Source organism: Luteibacter aegosomatis, assembly GCF_023078455.1.
Lineage (GTDB): Bacteria > Pseudomonadota > Gammaproteobacteria > Xanthomonadales > Rhodanobacteraceae > Luteibacter > Luteibacter aegosomatis.
Map to the genome: position 1 here is coordinate 1763713 of NZ_CP095740.1, position 25109 is coordinate 1788821.

Below are 25109 nucleotides of genomic sequence, written 5' to 3' on the forward strand. Positions count from 1 at the left end.
CCCGTCGTGTTTCCGGCCCGCCGGGAGGGAGGTGGGCGATAAACGGGCCGGGAACTCAGAAGTAGGCGCGCACGCCTACCGACACGTTGCGACCGGGCAGCGGCGCGACGTCCTTGAACAACGACGTCGCGGGACGCGCCGTCTGGTTGGTGAGGTTGTTGCCGTCGACGAAGGCTTCCCACTGGCTGCGTTCGTCGTTGACGAAGGTCCAGGCGAAGTGCGCGTTGACCAGCGTGTAGCCCGCGGTATCCGTTTCGAACGCCGCCACCTTGTCCTGTTTCATGTAGCGCACGGCACCCACGCTCGCGCGCAACGAATCGGCGTTCCAGCTGAGCGTCGAACCGATGCGGCCGGCGGGAATGCGCGGCACGTTGCCGCCGCCGTCGGTGAGGGTCGCGCGTACGGTGTCGCCGAACACGCGCAGGTCCCAGTGGCCTGACGGGCCCTTGGCGAGATGGAACGTCGCTTCGGCTTCGGCACCGCGGAAATTCGCGTCGTTCTGCGACCAGATGCGCACGGGCAGGTCGTCTTCCACCTCGCCGGTGTCGGCGAGGTAGATGAAGTTCTTGTAACGGTTGTAATAGACGGCGACCTTGCCTTCCACCACCTCGCCGTGGAAATGCAGGCCCAGTTCGGCCTGGTTGGATTTCTCCTTCTGCAGGTCGCTGCCGATCTCGAAGGTGTTCGATGCCTCGTGCGGTCCGTTGGCGAAGAGTTCCTCTTCCGACGGCGCCCGCTCGGCATGGTCGAGGTTCAAGGACAGGTGCCAGCGTTCGGCGAAGCGCCAGGCGACGCCCGCCGAGAAGCTGTTGGGGGCGAAGTCGCGCTTGGGGCCGTTGTCCGGGTCCACGCTCTGCTTGTCGTGGCGCAGGCCCAGGTCGACCTTCACCGGGCCGAACTCGCGCTGCTCCGTCAGGAACACGCCGACGCCCTGGGTGGTGGTGGCCGGCACGAAGGTCTCCTCGCCCACGGCGGCGAACTGGCGGTGTTGGGTCTGCACGCCGAACGCGCCTTCCCAGCCGGCGATCGGCTCGTGGGTGACCACCAGGCGGCCCTGGTTGCTGTCGGTGGAGAACGTGGTTCCGGGCGTATCGCCTTCGTATTCCACGTGCTGGTAGGCCCCGTGGCCGAGGCTGAACTCGATCTTGTGGATGCCTTCGAACGGCTGCACCAGCCCGCCCTTGAGGGTGTAGTTGGTCTGCGCCATCTTGATGTGCACCGGATCCTCGCCTTCGGCCGGATCGCCGGGTTCGGCGGGGCTGCCGTAGAGGTCCATGAAGCGCGAGATCGACAGGCCCAGGTAACCCCACGAACCGAGCAGCGAGGCGCCCACCGAGCCGGAGGTGGTCTTCACGGCGCTGTTCTTCAGCGTGCCGCCGGGGATGTCGTAATCGTCGTTGTCGCGGTGCATGCCGTCGACGTGGATGGCGAACGTCTCGTTACCCGCATCCAGGCGCAGCAGGCCCGTGCTGCCGTCGGAGACGGAGTCGTGGCGCACTTCGGCACGGCCGGCGAAGCCGTTCTCCGGGGCCTTCTCCGGCACGCGACCGTCCACCACGTTGACCACGCCGCCGATGGCGCCCGAGCCGTAGAGCAGGGTGGCGGGCCCCTTGAGCACTTCGATCTGGTCGGCGAGGAACGGCTCCAGCGTCACCGCGTGGTCCTGGCTCACGTTGGACACGTCCTGCGACGACAGGCCGTTCTCGAGCACCGCCACGCGGGGGCCGTCGAGGCCGCGGATCACAGGGCGACCCACGGCCGTGCCCAGGGCCGAGGTCTGCACGCCGGGAATGGACGAGACGGTCTCGCCGAGGGACACGCCCTTGGCGTCGTCGAGCGCGGATCCGGCCAGCACGGCGACAGGGGCCACGATCTGGTCGGCACTCTGGCCCAGGGGCACGGCGTTGACCACGATGGCATCGAGCTTGTCGGCGTGCTTGCGCGACTTGCCGGGGGCATCCCCGTCCTGGCCGGCCGGCGTCGTGTCGTCCTGGGGGGCCGTGTCCGCCATGGCGGGCAGGGCCGTGCCGAGCGTCGCGGCGAGGGTCAGGGCAAGGAGGGATCGTCGCATCGGGAAAAGCTCCATGGGTTCAGGTTTGCAATGTTATAAAGTATCATCGCTTGCCTCGACTTGTGCAAATAGTCACGCTATGGCTCCCATGACCGACCTACCCACCGATTCCGACGCTCCCCGCCGCTGGTGGCACGCCGCCGACCGACTCGGCGCGACGGCGTCTTTCCTGTGCGCCATCCATTGCGCGGCGCTGCCGTTCGTCATCGCGCTGCTGCCGGTGATCGGCCTGTCGTTTCTCGCCGACCATCGTTTCGAGACGGGCTTCGTCCTCTTCGCCTGCGTGCTGGCGTCGGCCGCCCTGTATTCGGGCTACCGTCGCCATCGCCGCCGCCTGCCGCTGACGCTCGCCGTGCCGGGCCTGTTGCTGCTGGTGCTCGGCGTCACCTTCCTGCACGGCAATTCGCTGCTGGTGCACAGCGTGCTGGTGACTTGCGGCGGCCTTCTCGTGGCATCGGCCCATTTCGTGAACCTGCGCGTCGATCGTAGCGGTCATGCCGGGCATATCCACGGGCCGAGTTGCGCGCATCCGTGATTGTGTAACCGCGGTTCCATTGCCTAGCCTTCGACCATGGCACACCATCACGCCCACTCGCACGCCGATCACGGCCACGGTCATGCGCACGCGCATGCGCACGATCATTCCCATGGCGCGGGTGGCAGCGAGCGAAAGCTGCTGATCGCGTTCGTGCTCACCACGTTGATGCTGGTCGCCGAGGCGGCGGGTGGCCTCGTTTCCGGATCGCTGGCGTTGCTGGCCGACGCCGGCCACATGCTGGTCGATGCGCTCGCGTTGCTGCTGGCCTTCCTCGGCGCGCGATTCGCCGCCCGCCCGGCGGACGCGCGACGCACCTACGGTTACGGGCGGATCGAGGTGCTGGCGGGTTTCGTCAACGCGCTCACGCAGTTCGCGCTGGTCGCGTTCATCGTGTTCGAAGCGGTGCAGCGCCTGTTCTCGCCGCAGCCGATCCTGTCCGGCGTGATGCTGGCCGTGGCCTCGCTCGGCCTTCTGGCGAACGTGTTCGTGTTGCGCCTCCTGCACGGCCACGATCCCGACGACGTGAACGTGGCCGGTGCCAGCCTGCACGTACTGGGTGACCTGCTCGGCTCCGTGGCCGCCGTGCTGGCCGCCCTGGCCGTACGCTGGCTCGACTGGACATGGGCCGACCCGCTGCTGTCGATCCTGGTGTCGCTGCTGATCCTGCGCAGCGCCTGGTCGTTGCTGCGCCGTTCGGGTCACATCCTGCTCGAGGGCACGCCCGACGGTCTCGACCTGACGGAGATCGAGAAGGCGCTGCTCACGGCCGATCCCGACATCACGGGCGTCCACCACGTTCACGTATGGCAGGTCACGGCCGGCTCGCGCATGGCCACCCTGCATGCGGAACTCCAGCCGGGTACCGACCAGGCCCGCGTGCTCCGGGCCCTGAAGACCATGCTCAGCGAGCGCTGGCGGGTCGGACACGCCACCATCCAGTTCGACCCGGGCCGCTGTCCCGACGAGCTGGAAGGGTGCGGCAAGGGCCGCTCCCACGCCCGTTGAGCGGGCCGCTCTTGCGCTTTACGTGGCCGCTGATACGATGGCCGGCCGTTTCCTCAATACTTACGAATCAAGGAGATTCCCATGGGCAAGGGCGATCGTCGCACCCGTCGCGGCAAGATCTACCGTTCCAGCTATGGCAACGCGCGTCCGCACGTGGACATCGTGACCGGCGCCGCCGTCGCCAAGCCGGCCGCCACCAAGGCGGCCGCGAAGAAGGCGGCTCCGCGCAAGAAGGCCTGAGGTCTTTCCTCCAGGCGACACGAAAAGCCCCGCATCGCGGGGCTTTTTGTTTTTGCGGGCCCGTGCGCCCAGAATCGACCCTTTCATGCCCAGGGGTGCGTCGATGGTGAAGTGGCTGAACGTAGGCATCGTGCAGTTGGCGTTGCTCTTTTCGTCGTGCGCGACGGCGGCCGACAAGCCTGCCATCGGCGATTTCGGTTTCGACGTCGGTGGCATGGATTGCAAGGTGACCCCTGGCGACGACGTTTACGCCTATGCCAACGGCACCTGGGCGCGGACGACGCCCATTCCCCCCGACAAGGCCAACTACGGGCAATTCACGCGCTTGGCCGACATCAACACGGCCCGGGTGGGGGAGATCCTCGACGATGCGCGAAGGGATTCGTCCAGTCGCATCGGCGCGGCCTATGCGAGCTACCTCGACGCGGCGCGCGTGGAGGCCCTGGGCATGGCGCCCCTGGCATCGTGGCTCGCACGCATCGATGCCATCCACGACCGCTCCGGGTATCGCGCGATCGTGGCGGACGCGGCGGCGCTTGGCGTGACCTTGCCGTTGACCGCCGAGATCGGCCCGGACGACGGCCGGCCCGATCGGTACGTACCCATCGTGTCCCAGTCCGGATTGGGCATGCCCGATCGAAGCTATTACCTCGCCGACGGCGCATCGATGGCGTCGGCGCGAAAGGCCTATACGACATGGCTCGCGGCGATGCTCGGTTTCGCCGGGCAGGGCGATGCGGCAACACGTGCCGGGGCCGTGATGGATTTCGAGACGGCCATCGCGAAGGTGAGCTGGACGCCGTTGCGGAATCGCGATGCATCGAAAACCTACAACCCCACCACGCTGGCGACGCTGGCGCATGAGGCGCCGGGTTTCGATGTCGGCGCGTTGTTCGCCGGCCGGGTGGCCGCCGGTGACCGCGTGGTCGCGATGCAGCCCGATGCCATCGCCGCCGTCGCGAAAATCGTGGCATCCACGCCGGTGGACGTGCTCAAGGACGCCTTGCGCGCGCACACCTTGCACGCGTTCGCCGACGTGCTTCCCGACGAGGTCGGCGACGCCGACTTCGCGTTTTACGGCAAGGTCGTCGAAGGCAGCGAGAAACGCGAACCGAGGCAGGCACGTGCGGCCGCTTTCGTCGTCGACGCCATGCCCGACGACGTGAGCCGTATCTACGTGGCGCGCTGGTTTACGCCGGAGACGAAGGCCGCCGCGATGGCGATGGTGAAGAACATCATCGCCTCGATGGATCGCCGTCTCGATGCCCTCGACTGGATGACGCCCGAGACGAAGAAACGCGCGCACGCCAAGCTCGCCGCCTTCACGCCGCGCATCGGTTACCCCGACCGTTGGCACGATTACACCGGCCTCACGATGAAGGCCGACGATCTGTTCGGCAACGCGGTGCGGGCACGCCGCTGGAAGCACGATTGGGAGCTGGGGCGTATCGGCAAGGCGGTCTACCGTTGGGAATGGTCGGCCACGCCGATGACCGTGGATGCCTTCGCGAACTATCCGACCATCGGCATCACCTTCCCGGCGGCGATCCTGCAACCCCCGTTCTTCGACCCGCACGCCGATCCGGCCATCAACTACGGCGGCATCGGCGCCGTGATCGGCCATGAGATGAGCCATCAGTTCGATGACCAGGGCGCGAAGTACGACGAGAAGGGCAGGCTGTCCACCTGGTGGACACCCGCCGACGACAAGGCGTTCCGTGAGCGCACCGGTGCGTTGGCGACGCAATTCGATGCCTACGAGCCCTTGCCCGGCATGCATGTCGACGGCCGCCTCACGCTGGGCGAAAACATCGCCGACCTGGCGGGCCTCACGGTGGCCTACGACGCCTACAAGGCGTCGCCCGAAAGTCGCCAGGCGAAGACGATCGACGGATTCACGCCCGACCAGCGCTTCTTTCTCGGTTGGGCGCAGCTATGGCGATTGAGCTACCGCGATGCCGACCTCCGTCGCCGTCTCATCACCAACGGCCACGCGCCCGCCGTGCAACGCGTATGGACCATGCGCAATCTCGACGCCTGGTACGCCGCTTACGCGGTGAAGCCCGGACAGGCGCTCTATCTCCCTCCGGAGGCGCGCGTGAGGATCTGGTAGCCCCGGGGATCGTCAGAGTTCCATGCGTCCGCCGAACGAGAACGGCGCGTCGGCCGGTGCGGCGACGATGTTTTGATGCACCAGTCCGGGGAAGATGTTCTCGGTGGCGCCCGCGTGGTTGTCCACGTTGAAGAGATAGGGCAGGTGCGACCAGACGCGGTAGCCGGCCGACTTGAGCGCCGCCACTTCGTCGGCCGCATGCTCCATGCCGGAAAGGCGCGCATAGATGAGCGGGCGGTGCACCCGGAGGGTTTCCGCGGCGCCGGCCACGGCTTCGACGAGTGCGTGGGTCAGGTTGACCTTGATCAGGTGCAGCGCGTCGAGCGCGAGGCTGTCGAGCGTGGCCATGCGGACCTGTTCCTGCTCGCCGCCCGCGGTAAGGGCGATCTTGCCGTTGGTGCGGCCCAGCCACAGGGGATGGGCGAAGACGTTGTCGAGACCGTTCAGGGCGACGTTGGCGCACAGTTGCTGGAAACGGATGCGCCGCGGCTCGACGACGTGCACCTGTCCCGTGGCGCCCACGGCGCGGGCCATCCACATGGCGTGCGCGGCGTAGTCGCCGCCCAGCTCGAGTACGGTATGCCCCTCCTCGAGCAGGCCGCTCAGCAGGTCGGTCTCGTGTTCGGCCCATTCGCCGTAGACACGCAGCGAGCGGACGACGGGATCGTTGCCGCCCACGGCCGCGGCGACGCCATAGCGGGTAGTCCAGAGGGAGGGGATCGCGGATGCTGGCATGGAAGGGCCTTGGGCGGGAATCAGGTGGTGGATCGCGCGACGGCGAGTTGGCGCAGGGCCTGAGCGAGCGCCTCGCGGTCATGTCCGGCCGTCGCCGCGGTTTCGCTCCAGCCGCGGCAGGCGTCGTGCCACAGCGTGAACAGGCGGGCATCGTTCGCGCCGCTGCGCCAGGCGGCCTCGCATAGCGCGCTCGCACCGGCGAAATCGCCTTCGCGCAGCCGCGCCGTGGCCATGGCCAGGCGCGCGCCCGCGGATTCGGCATCCATGGCGGCGAGTTCGCGTTCGAGCGTGGCCACCACCTCGCCTTGCGTGGTGCGGCCGGGCAGCGATTCGTAGGTGAGCTGTATGGCGAGGCGGCATTCCAGCGCCTCCACGCGCCATGCGGGGTGTTGTTCGGCGAGAAACGCATGCATGAGTGCGTGGGAGCACGCGTCGGCCGCTTCCGTGGGCGGCAGCGCGACTGCCAGGCGATGCGCGGTCCGTGCGATGAGGAGCGCCGTGTGCGCATCGCCATCGAGCGCATGGGCTTCGCCGAGAAGGGCCTGTGCACGATCGAGCTGGTCGACGTACGAGGCCGCGCGCGGATTGTCGGCTTGTCGCAGGACGATGGCCGCGCGACGTTTCAACGCGAGCGCCGGGCCGTCGTCACCGGCGTCGGCCAGCCGTTCGCACAGGGATTCGGCTTCGGCGTAGCGTGCGTTCGCGCCATCGCCGAGCAGCCAGCCCGCCCATGCCAGGTGCACGTCGATCCAGGCGTCGAGCACGCAGGGCGCGTCGCCGGCGAGGTCGGTGGACTGCCTCGACTGGAGGGCGCGCAACGCGAAGAGCCTCGTCGCGCCCGACTGACGCTCGATCTTCGCCAGTTCGATGCGGATGGCGCGTGCGATCCAATGGGGCCGGTCGCCCGACGATGCGCCCAGGATGCCGTCGGCGGCGAGCCCCGCCGCCTCGTCGAGCAGGATCTCCGCGTCGTGGCGGCGCAGGGATCGGGATTGCATGACCAGCAGCGCCGGGAGCAGCCACGACGCCAACGCCGCATCGGCGCCATCCGTCGATGCGATGCGCGAAAGCCGCTCGCGCCACGCGTCGAACGGTAGCGGCACGTCGCCGACCCGATGGAGTTCGGGATGTCGCGCATCGCCGACGAGGTGCAGGGACGCGTGGTCGTCGAAGAACGTCGATGGCACGGAGGCGTCTTCCGCGGGCGATGAGGCTGCTTCGACGGGAATCGTCGGCGTGGCGGTGACGGGAGTGGCGGTCGACGTGGGCGTCGGGCGATTCATCGCACCCGGAACGGGGGGCGGGACGCTGCCCGCGAACAGACTGGCCAGGGAGACGGTGTCGGACATCGATGGGCGTTTCCTTCGGCGAACGAAGTGGAACAGCAGCAAGGCCGTCGGTGGCAGGCCGAGCAGTAACCAGCGCGGGTCGCGACCCTGGACCGATGGATCGTTCGGATAGGGCGATGCGAGATCGACGGTGGCGCCCGAGGCATCGACCGGCGTGATGGCGGACAGGGAGGCGGGCACGGTGCCGTCGGACGTCTCGAGGGCGTCGAGCATGCGCGTGGCGTCGCGTAGCTGACGCGTCTGCCGGGCGTAGCGTGCCGCGTCGGCTTCCCTGTCGCGACAACCGGCGAGCAGGGCGAGTGACAGGCACAGCACGACCGTGAGACACCATGGCGAGATTCCCGCACGAGGCGGGAGACGGGACGGAACCTTCAAACGACATTCCTCGATTCCGGCCTTCCATGGCCCGGAGTCATCCTTCACCCCGAAAGAGAGTGCGAGGTGGCGCGATGTTAGGGAGGGATGTGCGCGCGATCTATGGAAGGATTCTGAAAAATCCGTCGGATGATGCGTCGTGCCGTCAGTCGGCCACGCGTTCGCCCGCGATCCAGCTTTGGCGCAACAGGGTTCCGCCGATCCAGTAACACAATTCCGGCAGATGGCCCACGTTCCACGCGACGAGATCGGCGCGCTGGCCGACGGCGAGCGTGCCGCGATCGTCCAGGCCCAATGCGCGTGCGGCGTGCTGGGTCGCGCCGCGCAGGGCCTCTTCGGGCGTGAGTCGGAACAGCGTGCATGCCATGCCCATGGCGAGGCGAAGCGAAAGCAGCGGCGAGGTGCCGGGATTGAGGTCGGTGGCGACGGCCATCGGCACGCCGTGTTCGCGGAACGCGGCGACCGGAGGCGGCCGCGTGTCGCGCAGCGCGTAATACGCGCCGGGCAGCAGCACGGCCACGGTGCCGGCCCGCGCCATCGCCTCGACGCCGTCGACGCTGGTCCATTCCAGGTGATCGGCGGAAAGGCCACCGTAGCGCGCGACCAGAGCCGCGCCGCCGAGATCGGACAGTTGTTCGGCATGCAGCTTGACGGGCAGGCCCAGCGACGCGGCCTTCGCGAACAGCCGCTCGGTTTCCTCGTGGGTGAAGCCGATGCCTTCGCAGAAGGCGTCCACCGCGTCGACGAGGCCCTCGTCGGCGAGCGAGGGCAGCATGGTGTCGCAGACGAGGGCCACGTAGTCGTCGCGGCGGCCGGCGTATTCCGGCGGCAACGCATGCAGGCCGAGGAAACTGGTGCGCACGTCCAGGCCCAGCGTTTCGCCGATGCGTCGCGCCACGCGCAGCATGCGCCGCTCGGCGTCGGGTTCCAGGCCGTAGCCGGACTTGATTTCGACGGTGGTGACCCCGTCGGCCTTCAGTGCCCGCGCACGCGGCAACGACTGGCGAAGGAGTTCGTCCTCGCCCGCCGCGCGTGTGGCGCGCACGCTGGAGACGATGCCCCCGCCGGCGCGCGCGATCTCTTCGTAGGTGGCGCCTTCCAGTCGCCGTTCGAACTCGCGCGCGCGGTCGCCGCCGAACACGAGGTGCGTATGGCAGTCGATCAGTCCGGGGGTGATCCAGCTGCCCGGCATCGATTCGACGCGGTGCGAGAGCGCATCGGGCGCGCCCGGCAGGTCGGCGCGACGCCCCGCGAAGACGATGCGTCCGTCGCGCCAGCCGATCGCACCGTCTTCGATGGCGCCGTAGGGATGGCCGTTGTCGGTGAGCGTGGCGAGGCCGACGTCGACGAGCAGATGATCCCAGCGCGTATCGGCCGTCATGCCGATTCTTCCGGCCTGGGTTCACGGCGCAGGCGTTCTTCCTCGTACCGGTTGACGAGGTCTTCGGCCAACGCCTTGTAGACCGGTACGCGACAGACCAGCGCGGAAGTGGCCCGGGCGAGCAGGCAGGCCGCCATGATGGGCAGGGCCATCTGCCGGTTGGCGGTGAGTTCGAGCGAGATGACGGTCGCGGTGAGCGGCGCCTGCGTGACGCCGGAAAGGTAGGCGGCCATGCCCAGCAACACCACCGACGATACGTCGGCGCCCGGCAGGAGTTGAGCGATGTTGTTTCCGAGGCCGGCACCGACGGCCAGCGCCGGAGAAAAAATGCCGCCGGGGATGCCCGCCCACGAGGACGCGATGTTGCCGAGGAATTTCAGCACGCCGAACAAGGGGCCGGCCATGTCGTGTCCCTGCAGGATGTCGCGCGCCTGCGTGTAACCGGTGCCGTAGAGTCCGTTGGCGCTGAGCAGGCTCAGCAGTACCAGGCCCAGCCCGCAGAAGGCGGCGAATACTACCGGCTGACGTGCGCGTATGCGGCCGACGAGGCCGCGCAGGCCGGTGGCCGACGGCAGGATCATCCGCGCGAACAGGCCCCCCGCCAGTCCACAGACCAGCCCGGTCAGGAGTACCGCGAGCCAGGCCTTGCCGAACGGCAGCGACGCGGTGACGTCGCCGAAGTACGCGTAGTTGCCGAGGATGCCGAGGGAAACCACGCCCGCGACGATGACGGCGGTGAGCAGCGTGCCGCTCATGCGGTGTTCGAAGGCGCCGGACATTTCCTCGATGGCGAACACCACGCCGGCCAGCGGCGTGTTGAACGCGGCGGCGAGTCCGGCGGCGGATCCGGCGAGGATGAAGCGGCCGGCGGCGGCCGGCTCCGCGAAACCGAAGCGGCGGCCCAGCGAATAGAGCAATCCGGCACCGACATGAACGGTGGGACCCTCGCGCCCGACCGACGCGCCGCCGAGCAGCGCGGCGAGCGTCAGCGCCATCTTGCCCGCCGCGATCTTCAGCGACATCAATCGCCCGCGAAAGCCGTCGTCCTCGACCTTGAGGGCCGCCATCGCCTGGGGGATGCCCGAACCGCGCGTCGCCTTGAGGGCACCCTCGGTGAGCCAGCACAGCAGGGCGAACACCGCCGGGGTGATCAGCAGCGGCACCCACCATCCGTGCGATGCCACGCGCCGGAACAGCTCGAACGCGTAGTCGGCCGCCTGGGCGAAGAAAACGGCCGCCAGGCCGACGAGGACGGCGCCGGTCCAGAAGATGATGCGGCGGCGCCACTCCGTCGGAGAAAGCCACTCGTGATTGCCCAGGGCGCGCAGGCGCCCGGCCGTCGAGGGGCGGGGAGAGTCGTTCGAAGGTTGTTCCTGCACGTGGGACTCGCTCATTTGACGTCGGTGGTACGGGCCCAGCGTACCTGGTAAAGGTCGTACCGCCGGTCCTTGAGATTTTGCACCGCGCCGGAGTTGCGTGCGCGGGCCAGGTTTTCCAGTCGAAGGTCGGCGAACAGCACGGTTTCGATGTTGGGCGTGGAGTCGGCGGCGATGCCGTCGCGCGCGAAGGGGAAATCGCTCGGCGTGAGGATGCAGCTCTGGCCGTACTGGATGTCGAAGTTGTTCACCCCGGGCAGGTTGCCCACGTTGCCCGAGAGCACCACGTAGCACTGGTTCTCGATGGCGCGTGCCTGCGAGCAGTAGCGCACGCGCAGGTAGCCTTCGCGCACGTCGGTGCAGAACGGCACGAACAGGATCAGCGCGCCCTGGTCGGTGAGGTGGCGGGCCACTTCGGGAAATTCCGAGTCGTAGCAGATCATCACGCCGATCGGGCCGCAGTCGGTCTGGATCGTGGCCGCCGAATCGCCGCCGGTGATGTTCCACACGTTGCGTTCGCTCGGCGTGGGATGCAGCTTTTCGCGCTCGTGCACCGAACCGTCGCGCAGGCACACGTAGCAGACGTTGTGGATATCGCCGTTGGGCTGGCGCGTGGGATGCGAGCCGCCGACGATGTTGATGTTGTAATGCACGGCGAGGCGATGGAACAGCGCCTTCACCTCGTCGGTGTACTCGGAAAGGCGGCGGATGGACTCCACCGGCGAGAGTTCGGCATTCTCGATCGACAGCAATTGCAACGTGATGAGTTCGGGGAACACCACGAAGTCGGCGTCGTAGTCGGCCGCGATGTCGACGAAGTACTCCACGTGGGTGGCGAACTCGGCGAACGAGGCGATGCGGCGCTGCTGGTATTGCACCGACGCCACGCGCACGGAGTCGGGCAGGCGATGGCTCTGCGACACGCGTGGCGTATCGGGATGGTTGAGCAACTGGGGATTGCGCCAGACGAGATGGGCGGCGTAACCGAGCGATTCGTGATCGGACGGCACGTATTCGCGCAGCAGGCCGATGGCCTCGAAACCGTTGCGCAACTGGAAGCTCAGCGTGGGATCGCGGCGGCTGCCTTCGACCACGGCCTGCACGTAGGCTTCCGCGCTGCCGTAGCGGCCGATGGCCCGGGCCAGTCCGGGAATGCGGCCGCCGAAGACGATGCCGCGCAGTTTCAGGTCGGTGCAGAGCCGCTTGCGCGCCTGGTAGAGGCGCTGGCCGATGCGCATGCCGCGATAATCCGGATGCACCACCACTTCCATGCCGTAGAGCCAGTCGCCCTTGGGGTCGTGGCGCGAGGCGAATCCGCCGCCGGTGATCTGCATCCAGGTGTGCGGCGCCAGCGCCACGGATTCGTTGATGCGGAAGGTGGCGCAGAAGCCGACGATCTTCCCTTCGTACTCGACCACGAACTGGCCTTCGGGGAAGTGGGTCTGCTGGCCTTGCAGCATTTCGGCCGAATGGCCCCATTCGGCGGTGTAGACGCGCGCGGTGAGGGCCACGAGGGCGGGTACGTCCGACGGACGCGCGAGGCGAAGCGTGAGCTTCGGGGTCTGGGCGGCGGTGGGTTCGGTCATCCCATCATTATGCGCCCGTCGTGCAGGCTACCGCCGGAATCGCGGACAGCGTCCCGCTTCCCACCCTCCGGTAGGAAACTCGCTACCGGAGGGTGGGAGCGGACCCTGTCCGCGATTCCCGGTAGCATCGACACTTCCCGAGCAAGGACCACCCATGCCCCACGCCACCTATTCCGCCGACTTCCTCTGGCAGGGCGCCTCCTGGCAGGCGGGGCAGGACGGCGTCGCGATCGAGAACGGACGTTTCGTGCCCGGCGCCAAAGGCGGCGAACGCGTCGGTCGTTTCCTGCTGCCCGGCATGCCCAACCTGCATTCGCACGCCTTCCAGCGCGCCATGGCCGGGCTCGCCGAGCGGCGCGGCCCGGGTGAGGACAGCTTCTGGACCTGGCGCGAAACGATGTACGCCTTCGCCGAAGCGATCGATCCGGACGACCTCAAGGCCATCGCCACCCAGCTCTACGTGGAGATGGTGAAGGCGGGCTATACCCAGGTCTGCGAATTCCACTACCTGCACCATGGCCCGGGCGGCGTGCCGTACGCGGATCCCGCGCAGATGTCGCTCGCCCTGATCGAGGCGGCGAAGGAGGCCGGCATCGGCCTCACGCTGCTGCCGGTGCTCTACATGACCGGCGGCTTCGACGGTCGCCCGCTGTCCGGACGGCAGCGCCGTTTCCGCCACGACGTGGGCCAGTACGTGTCCCTGCTGGAGCGGCTCGTGCCGATGCAGGACGACATGCTGCGTGTCGGCATCGCGCTGCATTCGCTGCGGGCGGTGCCGGAGGAGGCCATGCGTTCGCTGCTCGCCACCGGTATCTCGAAAACGCTACCCATCCACATCCACGTGGCCGAACAGATCGGCGAGGTGCAGGACTGCCTCGCCGTGCGCGGCGCCCGTCCCGTGGAATGGCTGCTCGATCATGCCGAGGTGGACGAACGCTGGACCCTGATCCACGCTACCCACCTCAGCGCCCACGAAACCCAGCGGCTGGCGAAGAGCGCCGCGGTGGCCGGCCTGTGTCCCACCACCGAGGCCAACCTCGGCGACGGCCTGTTCCCGCTGGCCGATTTCATCGACGCGGGCGGCACGCTCGGCATCGGTTCGGATTCGCACATCTCGGTGTCGCCGGTGGAGGAACTGCGCTGGCTCGAATACGGCCAGCGCCTGGTGACGCGCCACCGCAACGTGGCCGCGCGGCGGCCGGAGGAGAGCGTCGGCGATCACCTCTGGCGCCGCGCCCTCGACGGCGGCGCACGCGCGTCCTCGATGGATATCGCCCGCCTCGGCGCCGGTGCCCGCGCCGACCTGCTCGTGCTCGACGATCGGTCGCCGCTGCTCGCCGCGCGCGACGAAGCCGATGTGCTGGACAGCTTCCTCTTCGCAGGCAATACGCCGCTCGTGCGCGACGTGATGGTGGGCGGCCGCTGGCGCGTGCGCGATTTCGCGCACGCCGCCGAGGAACGCGTCGCGAAGGCCTACCGCGGCGTGGTGGAGAGGTTGGCGGCCGCGTGAGAGACGGGGCCGGACGGGCATTTCACCTTGCCGTAGAGGCCTTCGGCATCCGGCGCGTTCTTCGCCAGGGACTCGGGCGAGGCGTAGATCGTCACGCCGAGGTCGCAGCGGTTCTCGCGAAGCGTCAGCCGCACGGTGTCGATCCGCGCGGGCGGATCGCCGCCGAGAAGGCAGCGGCTGTCCCCGGCGAGTTTCAGCGTGACGCTGTCGCCGTCGACCGACGTCACGTCGTAATGCGCGCCGCGGCATTCCTTCCAGTCGAGCGTGCTTTTGCCGATGCTGAGCATGCCCAGGCCGAGGAAGGCATTGCTGTAGGGCTCCCAGTCGCCCGCGAGCCAGGCGGGGGCGGGCTGGGCCGCGGACAGGAGGGCGAGGGCGAGCAGGGAATGCATGGATATCTCCTTCGGTATTGCAACCGCAATACGAATCATGGTCTATTCGACCCATGATCCGCATCGCCGCCAATAACGCCAATACCAATAATGCCCGGAACCTCGGGAGGGTCGGCGTGTAGGCGGTTGCAAGCGAAACCACCGGTACACACCAAGGCCCGCCCTCACCAGGCGGGCCTTTTCTTTGTGCGTCTTTTCGTAGCAGTGCCCCCACCAAGGAGAGAAAGGCCATGTGTTCGATTTTCGCCATGTTCGGCCTCGCACCGGGCGACGACCTCGTCGCCCTGCGCGCGAAGGCGATGGAGCTTTCCCAGCGGCAGCGCCATCGCGGCCCCGACTGGAGCGGCGTGTACGTGGACGGGGGTGCCATCCTCGTGCACGAGCGCCTGGCCATCGTCGATCCGGCCAGCGGCGCCCAGCCGCTTCGCTCGCCGGAAGGCGACCTGGCCCTCGCTGTGAACGGCGAGATCTACAACCACCGCGAACTGCGTGCCGCCAGCGGCTATGCGTTCACCACCGGCTCCGATTGCGAGGTGATCAATGCGCTGTATCGCGAACACGGCGCCGACTTCCTCGGCCGGCTGAACGGCATCTTCGCCTTCGCGCTGTGGGACGCGGCTCGCGGACGGTTCGTCATCGCGCGGGATCCGGTGGGGGTCTGCCCGCTGTATTGGGGGCATGACAAGGAAGGACGCCTGTGCGTCGCTTCCGAAATGAAGTCGCTGGTGGGCGTGTGCGCGGACGTGGCGCCGTTTCCGCCGGGCCACGTGTACGACAGCGAGCGGGGTGAGGCGGTGCGTTACTGGCATCCCGCATGGCGCGACTACGCGGCGACCGAGGGCCACGACATCGACCCCAGGGCCCTGCGCGTGGCGTTCGAGGCGGCGGTTCACCGCCAGTTGATGACCGACGTGCCCTATGGCGTGCTGTTGTCCGGCGGCCTGGATTCCTCGCTGGTCGCCGCCGTGGCGGCGAGCTTCGCCCGCCATCGCATCGAGGACGACGATCGCGGCGAGGCGTGGTGGCCGCGCCTGCATTCCTTCGCCATCGGGCTGGAAGGCTCGCCGGACCTGAAGGCCGCCGAGGTGGCGGCCGAGGCGCTGGGCACCGTGCACCACGGCTTCCGCTACACCTTCGAGGAAGGCCTCGACGCGCTGCCCGAGGTGATCCGCCACATCGAGACCTACGACGTCACCACCATTCGTGCGTCCACCCCGATGTTCCTGCTGGCGCGGCGGATCAAGGCCATGGGCGTGAAGATGGTGCTGTCCGGCGAAGGCTCGGACGAGGTCTTCGGCGGTTACCTGTATTTCCACAAGGCGCCCTCGGCCCGCGAGTTCCACGACGAGACGGTGCGCAAGCTCGATGCCCTGCATTATTACGACTGCCTGCGCGCGAACAAGTCGATGTCGGCCTGGGGCGTGGAGGCGCGGGTGCCGTTCCTCGATACGGCGTTCCTCGAGGTGGCCATGGGCTTCGATGCCCAGGCGAAGATGGTGGCCCGCAAGGGCATCGAGAAGGGCATCCTGCGCGAGGCCTTCGAGGGCGCGCTGCCGGAGTCGATCCTCTGGCGGCAGAAAGAGCAGTTCAGCGACGGCGTGGGCTACGGCTGGATCGACGGCCTGAAGGCGCACGCCGAGGCCATGGTGTCCGATCGCGAATTCGCCGCGGCGGCGTCCCGCTTTCCGCACAACACGCCGGCGACCAAGGAGGCGTTCTTCTATCGCACGATCTTCGAGAAGCATTTTCCGGGCGAGGCCTGTGCGGCGACGGTGCCGGGGGGGAAGTCCATCGCCTGTTCGTCGCCCGCGGCCTTGGCGTGGGATCCGGCCTTCGCGGCGGCGGCCGATCCGTCGGGACGGGCGGTGCGCGGGGTGCATCGCGAGGCTTTGCCGGCCTGACGGCCGGTTCGCCGATTCGATCGGTTCCCACCCCTCCGGTAGGCGGTGACTTCGCTACCGAAGGGGTGGGAGCCGATCGTATCGGCGAAACCCGGTCGCGACAGCGCCCGATTTGCTAGAATCGGCTGCTTTAGCCGGCGCGCCCCGCGCCGCACCAGCAGGCCAGCCAACCATGATCGAGACCAATCCGATCCTCGCGCAGATCGCGGACCTCAAGGGCCGCGTCGAGTCGCTTAGGGGGTATCTTTGACTACCCTGTCAAGAAAGAACGCCTAGAAGAAGTCAACCGCGAGCTCGAGAGCCCCAACGTCTGGGACGATCCCAAGCGCGCGCAGGACCTGGGTCGCGAGCGCGCCCAGCTCGACACCATCGTGACCGGCATCGACGAGATGACCGGTGCACTCGACGATTCGAAGGAGCTGCTCGAGATGGCCGCCGCCGACGGCGACGAGGCCACGGTGCAGTCCGTCGCCGACGATCTGAACAAGGTCGAGGCACGGGTCAGCAAGCTCGAATTCCAGCGCATGTTCTCCGGCAAGCTCGACGCCGCCCCGGCGTTCGTCGACATCCAGGCCGGCGCCGGCGGCACCGAGGCCCAGGACTGGGCCGAAATGCTCCTGCGCATGTACCTGCGCTGGGCTGAGTCGCGCGGCTGGAAGGCCGAGCTGATGGAAGTGTCCGGCGGCGAAGTCGCGGGCATCAAGTCGGCCACGTTCCGCGTCGAAGGCGATTACGCCTACGGCTGGCTGAAAACCGAGATCGGCGTGCATCGCCTGGTGCGCAAGAGCCCGTTCGATTCGGACAACCGCCGCCACACGAGCTTCACCTCGGTGTTCGTCTCGCCCGAAGTCGACGACGACATCGAGATCGACATCAACCCGGCCGACCTCAAGACCGACGTCTACCGCTCGTCGGGCGCGGGCGGCCAGCACGTGAACAAGACCGAATCGGCGGTGCGCATCACGCACATCCCCACCAACACGGTGGTGGCCTGCCAGACCGAGCGCAGCCAGCATGCCAACCGCGACCGCGCGATGAAGATGCTCAAGGCCAAGCTGTACGAGCTGGAAGTGCAGAAGCGCAACGCCGAAAAGGATGCGCTGGAAGCCACCAAGTCGGACATCGGCTGGGGCAGCCAGATCCGCAACTACGTGCTCGACCAGTCGCGCATCAAGGACCTCCGCACGGGCATCGAGCGTTCCGACACGCAGAAGGTGCTCGACGGCGACCTCGACGAATTCGTCGAAGCCAGCCTCAAGGCGGGTCTCGAAGCCGGTTCCAAGCGTATCGACGCGTGATGCACCGCCGGGGGCGCATGGGCGCCCCCGCTCATCCATGAAGCCACTCCCAAGAGCCATGACCGAAAACACCCACGCCGACACTCCCGCGACCGCCGCCGACGAAAACCGTCTCATTGCCGAGCGCCGCGAGAAACTGAAAGCGCTGCGTGCGCAGGGCATCGCCTACCCCAACGACTTCAAGGTCGACAGCTTCGCGGGCGACCTGCAGGACGAGTTCGCCGACAAGGAGCGGTGGACGGCCGAGGCCATCGAGGCCGCGCCTCGCCAGGTGGCCGTGGCCGGCCGCATCATCCTGATGCGCGGGCAGGGCAAGGTGAGCTTCGTGCAGATGCAGGACGGCACCGGCCGCATCCAGCTCTTCGTGCACCAGGGCACCGTGGGCGAAGGGGCGTACAACGCCTTCAAGCGCTGGGACCTGGGCGACATCGTCGGCGCCACGGGCACGCTCATGCGCACCAAGACGGGCGAGCTGTCGGTCAAGGTCGAATCGATCCGCCTGCTCACCAAGTCGCTGCGCGGCCTGCCCGACAAGCACCACGGCATGGCCGACGTCGAGCAACGTTACCGCCAGCGCTACGTCGACCTGATCGTCACCGAGGAATCCCGCCGCACCTTCGTGCTGCGCTCGAAGATCGTCAGCCACGTGCGCCGCTGGCTCGAGGCCCCGCCGCGCCGGTTCATGGAGGTGGAAACCCCCATGATGCACGTGATCCCGGGCGGCGCCACCGCGCGTCCGTTCACCACGCACCACAACGCGCTCGACATCCCTCTGTTCCTGCGCGTGGCGCCCGAGCTTTACCTCAAGCGCCTCACCGTCGGCGGTTTCGACCGCGTGTACGAAATCAACCGCAACTTCCGCAACGAGGGCGTGTCCACGCGGCACAACCCCGAGTTCACGATGCTGGAGCTGTACCAGGCCTACGCCACCTACCACGAGATCATGGACCTCACCGAGGGCCTGATCCGCTCGGCCGCCACCGACGTGATCGGCCACACCGCCATCGAGTGGGACGGCGCCACGGTCGACGTGGGCCCGGCGTTCCGCCGCTGGCGCATGGAAGACGCGGTGCTCGAACTCAATCCGGAGATCAAGCCGGGCGAGCTGCGCGACCGCGAGGCCATGGCCGCGCACGCGACGCGCCTGGGTATCCACGTCAAGCCGTCCTACGGCTGGGGCAAGCTGTTGCTCGAGATCTTCGAGGCCACGGTGGAGCACACCCTGGTGCAGCCGACCTTCATCACCGACCACCCGGTGGAGGTCTCGCCGCTGGCCCGCGAGAGCGATACCGACAAGGGCATCACCGACCGCTTCGAGCTGTTCATCAACGGCAAGGAAATCGCCAACGGCTTCTCCGAGCTCAACGACTCCGAAGACCAGGCCGCGCGCTTCCAGGCGCAGGTGGACGCCAAGGACGCCGGCGACGACGAGGCCATGCACTTCGACGCCGACTACATCCGCGCGCTCGAGGTGGGCCTGCCGCCCACGGGAGGCCTCGGCGTCGGCATCGACCGCCTGGTGATGCTGCTCACCGGCGCGTCGTCCATCCGCGACGTGCTGCTGTTCCCGACCATGCGTCCCGAGGCCTGAGCGGCCTCGCCATCCCCGGAGCCCAAGCCATGTACTACGTCATCGTCGCGCTCGACCATCCGCATTCGCTGGAAAAGCGGCTTGCCGCCCGTCCGGCGCACATCGCCCGCCTGAAGGGCCTGCTCGAAGAGGGGCGGCTCAAGCTGGCCGGCCCGTTTCCGGCCATCGATTCGGAAGACCCGGGTGAGGCCGGTTTCGACGGCAGCATGATCGTGGCCGAATTCGCCGACCTGGCCACCGCCAAGGCCTGGGCCGATGCCGATCCCTACGTCGAGGCGGGCGTCTATCGGGACGTCACCGTGCGGCCGTTCCGCGTGGCCCTGCCGTGACCGTCGAGAAGGTTGAGCGCATCCGCCGACTGCTGACCGAGGCCCTGGCCCCGGTGGATCTGGACGTGATCGACGAGGGCCACAAGCACGCGGGGCACGCGGGCGAGGGCAGGGGGCATTTCTTCGCGCGCATCGTCAGTCCGGCCTTCGCCGGCAAGAACCCGATCCAGCGGCACCGGATGGTCTACCAGGCCTTGGGCGACATGATGCCGGACGGCATTCATGCGCTGTCGATCGAGGCGAAGGCGCCGGGCGAGTGATCGCTCCGCGTGAATTCGCCGATACGATCGGCTCCCACACCTCCGGTAGGCGGTGACGTCGCTACCGAAGGGTGGGAGCCGATCGTATCGGCGAATGGCCCTGGTCTCGTTTCGGCTAGTGGACCTTGTTCAATCAGAAGCTTACCCTTCCTTTTTCGCGTTGTTTCGCGTATTGCACCTCAATGACCCCTTTGGCAAAGTGATCGATCTGCCAGGGGGTGGCTCCCGACCGGAGCCCACGGCCGCGTCCCAACGGAATCAAACATGCGTCTGACCACCATCAAGCTGGCGGGATTCAAGTCCTTCGTGGACCCGACCACGCTGCACCTGCCCACCAACATGACCGGCGTCGTCGGTCCGAACGGTTGCGGCAAGTCGAACATCATCGACGCCATCCGCTGGGTCATGGGCGAGTCGGCGGCCAGTCGCCTGCGTGGCGATTCGCTCACCGACGTGATCTTCTCCGGCTCCAGCGCCCGCAAGCCCGTGGGCCAGGCGGCGGTGGAACTCATCTTCGACAACAGCGACGCTACCATCCAGGGCGAATACGCCAGCTTCGCCGAAATCTCGGTCAAGCGCGTGGTGAGCCGCGACGGCCAGTCGTCGTATTTCCTCAACGGCGCGCGCTGCCGCCGCCGCGACATCACCGACCTGTTCCTAGGTACGGGCCTGGGCCCGCGTTCCTACTCGATCATCGAGCAGGGCATGATCAGCCAGATCATCGAGGCGGCGCCCGAAGAGCTGCGCACCCACCTGGAAGAAGCCGCCGGCATCTCCAAATACAAGGAGCGCCGCAAGGAAACCGAAAGTCGCATCAAGTCCACCCGCGAAAACCTCGACCGCGTGCGCGACGTGCGCGACGAGGTGGACAAGCAGCTCGATCACCTCAACCGCCAGGCCCGCGCCGCCGAGCGCTGGAAGGCCTTCAAGGAAGAGCAGACCCGTCGCGAGGCCGAGCTGCGTGCGCTGGAATACCGCACGCTCGACCGGCAGCGCCAGGGCGAAGGCTCCGGCCTGCGCGAGGCCGAGCTGGAGATCGAGAAACACACCGCATCGCAGCGCCAGGTCGAAGCCCAACTGGAAAGCGTGCGCGAGCGTCACCAGGGCGCCAGCGAACACCTGAACCAGGTGCAGGCCGAGGTCTACAAGGTGGGCGCCGAGATCGCCCGCGTCGAGCAGCAGGTGCGCCACAACCGCGACCTCGCCGAGCGCCTGACCCGCGCCCGTGCCGACACGGAGCGCGAGTACGAAGAGCTGCTCGGCCACATCACCACGGACCGCGAGCAGGTGGAAACCCTGCGCATGGCGCTGGCCGAAGGCGAGCCGAAGCTCGAGGCGCTGCAGCAGATCCAGGACGAAACCGCCGAGTCGCAACGTGCCACCGAATCGCGCATGGCCGATTGGCAGCAGCGTTGGGATACCCACACGCGCGGTGCCTCCGAATCCACGCGCGCGGCGGAAGTGGAGCGCACCAAGCTGGCGTACCTCGACCGGCAGGCCGTGGATCTTTCCCGACGCCGCGAGACGCTGGAAACCGAACAGCGCGCCACCGACGTCGCCGCGCTGGATGCCGCCGCCGAACAGCTCGACACCGAGCACGACACCCAGCGCGAACGCGTCGAACAGCTCGGCACCGTGCTCGACCAGCATAAGGTCGCCTATGAGCGCGTGCTCGACGAGGAGCGCCAGGTGCAGTCGTCGCTCAACGACGCCCGCCAGCAACTGCAGACCGCGCGTGGCCGCCAGGCCTCGCTGGAAGCCCTGCAGACCGCCGCGCTCGGCCAGGAGGAATCGGCCGCCACCGGCTGGCTCAAGCGCCTCGGCCTCGACGGCGCGCGCCGACTCGGCGAATCGCTGCAGGTGGATGCCGGTTACGAATCGGCCGTGGAAACCGTGCTGTCCGGCCTGCTCGACGGCGTGCTCGTCGATGCGCCGGCGGCGCTGGCTCCCGAATTCGAAGGCCTCGGCCAGGCCGACGTGGCCTTGTTCGCGTCCGCGCAGGGCGGTCCGGGCGCCCCGGGCACCCTGGCCGGGCACGTGCGCGGCCCGGCCGCCGCCGTGGCCCTGCTCGGCAACGTCTTCGTCGCCGATTCGGTGGAGGAGGCCGCCTCGCGCGTGGCCTCGCTGTCCGAACACCAGTCGGTGATCACCCGCGACGGAGCATGGATGGGGCCGGGCTGGGCCCGCGTGTTGCGCGCGCAAGGCAACCAGGTGGGCGTACTGGCACGCGAACGCGAGATCCGCCAGCTCGCCGAACAGATCGAAACCCTCGAGGCCACGATCGAGGAAGGCACCGAAACGCTCGAGGCATTGCGCACGCGCAAGTTCGAGACCGAGCGCCAGCGCGACGACGCGCAGCGCGATCTCTATGCCGCGCATCGCCGCCTTTCCGAGCTGGCCGGCCAGTTGCAGAGCCACCGCGGCAAGATGGAAACCGCGCGCGCCCGTGCCGAGAAGATCGGCGGCGAGATTTCCGCCATCGTCGAACAGCTCGACGAACTCGAGGGCCAGACCCGCGAAGCGCGCGCCCGCCTCGACGAGGCCGTGGGCCACATGGGCGATCGCGAGGACGAACGCCGCGAACTGGAGAACGAGCGTCGTGAACTGCTCGAGGCGCGCGAGGAAGCCCGCATCAATGCCCGCGAGGCCGCCGACCAGGCCCACCAGCTCGAACTCGGCCTGGGTTCCAAGCGCGCGGCGCTCACCTCGCTGGAACAGGCCCTGGCCCGCCTCGACACCCAGCTTCGCCAGGTGACCGCGCGTCGGGACGAGATCGACGAACAGCTCGCCGCCGGCTCCGATCCCATCGTCGAACTGGAGGCCGAGCGGCAGACCTATCTCGACCAGCGCCTGCTCGTCGATAAGCAATTGGTGGACGCCCGTCGCGCCGTCGAAGACTGCGACGCCGAATTCCGTCGCCTGGAGCAGGAGCGCCAGCGCATCGAGCACGTGATGAACCAGGTGCGCGAGAGCGTATCGGAGAAGCGCCTCGCCGCCCAGGCCCTGCAACTGCGCGCCGAACAGCTCGCCCAGGCCATCAGCGCATCGGGGCTCGAACTGGAGCCGTTGCTGGCCGAGCTGGCGGAAGACGCCGAGCCCGCCCACTGGCAACAGCAGCTCACCGATCTGGCGCAGAAGATCGCCCGCCTGGAGCCGGTGAACCTGGCCGCCATCCAGGAACACGCCGAGCAGTCGCAGCGCAAGGAATACCTCGATGCGCAGCTGACCGACCTCACCAGTGCCATGGAAACCCTGGAAGGCGCGATCAAGAAGATCGACCGCGAAACGCGCCAGCGCTTCAAGGAGACCTTCGACCGCGTCAACGCCGGCGTGCAGGAACTCTTCCCGCGCCTGTTCGGCGGCGGCCACGCCTACCTCGAGCTCACCGGCGAAGACCTGCTCGACACCGGCGTGGCCATCATGGCGCGTCCGCCGGGCAAGCGCGTTTCGAACATCACGCTGCTTTCCGGCGGCGAGAAGGCGCTCACGGCGGTATCGCTCGTATTCGCCATCTTCGGCCTGAATCCCGCGCCGTTCTGCCTGCTCGACGAGGTGGACGCGCCGCTGGACGAAGCCAACGTCGGCCGCTTCTCGGCGATGGTGCGCGAGATGAGCGAGAAGGTGCAGTTCATCTTCGTCAGCCACAACAAGGCCACGATGGAGGCCGCGCACCAGCTGTGTGGCGTTACCATGCGCGAACCGGGCGTCTCGCGCCTCGTCCAGGTCGACCTGGCCGAAGCGTCGAAGCTCGCCGGCGTCGCTTAGGGGTGCGCTGAACAAGTTATCGCAAGCGCCACCGAGCCTGACTGTTCGCAGGTCACAGGGCCGTCGGCGAAGGCAGACTGGCCGTCTGTTGAGCCGACGGACCGAAGAGATGCGGACAGACAGGCTCGGCCCTCACGAGAGATAATTAGAGATAGGGTGACGTCAGGAAGGGCCGTCAAGGCCGTCGTGCCGCTTGAAAAGGGGGCCACCCTTCTCGGCGCGACACAACGGCCTTGGCGGCCCTTCCTGACGTCATGGCGCTTGCGATAACTTGTTCAGCGCACCCCCCGCACTACCCAAGGAATCCCCATGACACCAGCCATCGGCCTCGCCTGGAATCCGGCAGTCGGCATCCCGATGCTCTTCGTCGGCATCGTCATCCTCGTGCTGATCTGGCTCTTCGGCCAGCCGCGCAAGGAGCAGGGCCGCCGCAAGCCCGCGCCCGAGCAGCCCGAGCGTCCGCGCGAACGGCGCGACCCGGTGTTCCACGACGGGGAACCCGACGAAGAGGTTTTTTCGGCCCGTGACGACGACGCCAACGACCCTCTCTTCAATCCCTCGCCCAGGCAGGGCGAACTCGACGTCGACCTGCGTGCCGAACTCGAACGCCTGGGCGCGTCGTTGGCCGGCGAGCGCACGGCCTCGGCCTCGCCCGTGCTGCCGGACGAGCCCGCGCCGCGCCCGGTGCAGCGCAAGGAGCCGAGCATCGACCTCGACCTGCCTTTCGACCTCGACGAGCCCGTCGCGGCCGCGCCGGTCGCACCTCCGGCTCCGGCTCCGGCGCCCGCACCCCCTCCCGTGCCGAAGGCGCCGCCGCGTTCCGACCTGGGCCGCCGGCCGAACACGCCGGTGGAACGCATCGTCAGCCTTTACGTGGTGGCGCGCGAAGGCCTGAAGTTCAGCGGTTCCGACCTCGTCGTGGCGGCCGAGAAGGTCGGCCTGGAATTCGGCGACATGGGTATCTATCACCGCCTGGTCGACGGTCATCCGGAAAAGGGACCGATCTTCAGCGTGGCCAACCTCGTCAAGCCGGGCAATTTCGACATGTCGCGGGTCGCCGCCATGCAGACGCCCGGGCTCTCGTTCTTCATGGCCCTGCCGGGCCCGATCAACGCGCTCGACGCCTGGGACGCCATGCTGCCCACGGCCCAGCGGCTGGCCGAACTGCTCGACGGCCTCGTGCTCGACGAGGAGCGTAACGCCCTTGGCCGGCAACGCGTCGCCCACATCCGCGACGAACTGCGCGGGTGGGATCGCGGCCACGAGGGCGAAGAAATCACCTTCGGCCCGTAAC

General features: G+C 68.0%; 19 protein-coding genes. 12 read left to right on the plus strand and 7 right to left on the minus strand.

What is annotated here, in order from left to right; genetic code table 11:
- Positions 1 to 55: 55 nt before the first annotated feature.
- Positions 56 to 2071, minus strand: a complete 2016-nt coding sequence (locus L2Y94_RS08220; protein WP_247374254.1) for a TonB-dependent receptor domain-containing protein — start codon at positions 2069 to 2071, stop codon at positions 56 to 58.
- Positions 2072 to 2159: 88 nt separating this feature from the next.
- Here L2Y94_RS08220 and L2Y94_RS08225 point away from each other — a divergent pair, with 88 nt between their 5' ends.
- From L2Y94_RS08225 to L2Y94_RS08240, 4 genes are all read left to right on the plus strand, one after another.
- Positions 2160 to 2606 carry a MerC domain-containing protein gene (locus tag L2Y94_RS08225; RefSeq protein ID WP_247374255.1) on the plus strand — a complete coding sequence of 149 codons (447 nt, stop codon included), beginning with the start codon at positions 2160 to 2162 and terminating at the stop codon, positions 2604 to 2606.
- 36 nt (positions 2607 to 2642) lie between these two features.
- Positions 2643 to 3614 carry a cation diffusion facilitator family transporter gene (locus tag L2Y94_RS08230; RefSeq protein ID WP_247374256.1) on the plus strand — a complete coding sequence of 324 codons (972 nt, stop codon included), beginning with the start codon at positions 2643 to 2645 and terminating at the stop codon, positions 3612 to 3614.
- 81 nt (positions 3615 to 3695) lie between these two features.
- Positions 3696 to 3854: a 30S ribosomal protein THX gene (locus L2Y94_RS08235; protein ID WP_144910717.1), complete on the plus strand. Its 159-nt coding sequence runs from the start codon at positions 3696 to 3698 to the stop codon at positions 3852 to 3854.
- Positions 3855 to 3957: 103 nt separating this feature from the next.
- A complete protein-coding gene (locus L2Y94_RS08240) occupies positions 3958 to 5967 on the plus strand; it encodes a M13 family metallopeptidase (protein WP_247374257.1) in 2010 nt (669 codons plus the stop codon).
- A 12-nt stretch (positions 5968 to 5979) separates the two neighbouring features.
- Here L2Y94_RS08240 and L2Y94_RS08245 read toward each other — a convergent pair whose 3' ends face one another.
- From L2Y94_RS08245 to L2Y94_RS08265, 5 genes are all read right to left on the minus strand, one after another.
- Positions 5980 to 6702, minus strand: a complete 723-nt coding sequence (locus L2Y94_RS08245; protein ID WP_247374258.1) for a class I SAM-dependent methyltransferase — start codon at positions 6700 to 6702, stop codon at positions 5980 to 5982.
- A gap of 20 nt (positions 6703 to 6722) precedes the next feature.
- Positions 6723 to 8366: a hypothetical protein gene (locus L2Y94_RS08250; protein WP_247374259.1), complete on the minus strand. Its 1644-nt coding sequence runs from the start codon at positions 8364 to 8366 to the stop codon at positions 6723 to 6725.
- A 205-nt stretch (positions 8367 to 8571) separates the two neighbouring features.
- Positions 8572 to 9807: an imidazolonepropionase gene (gene hutI / locus L2Y94_RS08255; RefSeq protein WP_247374260.1), complete on the minus strand. Its 1236-nt coding sequence runs from the start codon at positions 9805 to 9807 to the stop codon at positions 8572 to 8574.
- Positions 9804 to 11201: a chloride channel protein gene (locus L2Y94_RS08260; protein WP_247374261.1), complete on the minus strand. Its 1398-nt coding sequence runs from the start codon at positions 11199 to 11201 to the stop codon at positions 9804 to 9806. The genes hutI and L2Y94_RS08260 overlap by 4 nt, the downstream gene beginning before the upstream one ends.
- A complete protein-coding gene (locus L2Y94_RS08265) occupies positions 11198 to 12769 on the minus strand; it encodes a GNAT family N-acetyltransferase (protein ID WP_247374262.1) in 1572 nt (523 codons plus the stop codon). Before L2Y94_RS08265 ends, L2Y94_RS08260 begins: the two co-directional genes overlap by 4 nt.
- Before the next feature lie 154 nt (positions 12770 to 12923).
- Here L2Y94_RS08265 and L2Y94_RS08270 point away from each other — a divergent pair, with 154 nt between their 5' ends.
- Positions 12924 to 14279: a formimidoylglutamate deiminase gene (locus L2Y94_RS08270; RefSeq protein ID WP_247374263.1), complete on the plus strand. Its 1356-nt coding sequence runs from the start codon at positions 12924 to 12926 to the stop codon at positions 14277 to 14279.
- On the opposite strand, the gene L2Y94_RS08275 is transcribed toward L2Y94_RS08270, so the two are convergent.
- The gene (locus tag L2Y94_RS08275; protein ID WP_247374265.1) at positions 14243 to 14671 is read right to left on the minus strand and encodes a hypothetical protein; all 429 of its coding nucleotides are present in this window, start codon (positions 14669 to 14671) and stop codon (positions 14243 to 14245) included. The genes L2Y94_RS08270 and L2Y94_RS08275 overlap by 37 nt on opposite strands.
- Before the next feature lie 230 nt (positions 14672 to 14901).
- On the opposite strand from L2Y94_RS08275, the gene asnB reads away from it, so the two are divergent.
- The 7 genes from asnB (at position 14902) to zipA (ending at position 25108) form a co-directional block, all read left to right on the plus strand.
- Positions 14902 to 16572 carry an asparagine synthase B gene (asnB, locus tag L2Y94_RS08280; protein WP_247374266.1) on the plus strand — a complete coding sequence of 557 codons (1671 nt, stop codon included), beginning with the start codon at positions 14902 to 14904 and terminating at the stop codon, positions 16570 to 16572.
- 172 nt (positions 16573 to 16744) lie between these two features.
- Positions 16745 to 17870, plus strand: a protein-coding gene (gene prfB / locus L2Y94_RS08285) for a peptide chain release factor 2 (RefSeq protein WP_144910688.1) whose coding sequence is annotated in 2 segments (ribosomal slippage) — positions 16745 to 16819 and positions 16821 to 17870 — 1125 coding nt in all. Because the reading frame shifts where the segments join, the coding sequence is not laid out codon by codon here.
- A gap of 58 nt (positions 17871 to 17928) precedes the next feature.
- A complete protein-coding gene (gene lysS, locus L2Y94_RS08290) occupies positions 17929 to 19461 on the plus strand; it encodes a lysine--tRNA ligase (protein ID WP_247374268.1) in 1533 nt (510 codons plus the stop codon).
- A 29-nt stretch (positions 19462 to 19490) separates the two neighbouring features.
- Positions 19491 to 19790, plus strand: a complete 300-nt coding sequence (locus tag L2Y94_RS08295) for a YciI family protein (RefSeq protein ID WP_247374270.1) — start codon at positions 19491 to 19493, stop codon at positions 19788 to 19790.
- Positions 19787 to 20050, plus strand: coding sequence for a BolA family protein (locus L2Y94_RS08300; protein WP_247374271.1), 264 nt, complete (start codon positions 19787 to 19789; stop codon positions 20048 to 20050). The genes L2Y94_RS08295 and L2Y94_RS08300 overlap by 4 nt, the downstream gene beginning before the upstream one ends.
- Positions 20051 to 20314: 264 nt before the next feature.
- Positions 20315 to 23815, plus strand: a complete 3501-nt coding sequence (gene smc, locus L2Y94_RS08305) for a chromosome segregation protein SMC (protein ID WP_247374273.1) — start codon at positions 20315 to 20317, stop codon at positions 23813 to 23815.
- 309 nt (positions 23816 to 24124) lie between these two features.
- The gene (zipA, locus tag L2Y94_RS08310) at positions 24125 to 25108 is read left to right on the plus strand and encodes a cell division protein ZipA (protein ID WP_247374275.1); all 984 of its coding nucleotides are present in this window, start codon (positions 24125 to 24127) and stop codon (positions 25106 to 25108) included.
- Position 25109 lies beyond the last annotated feature (1 nt).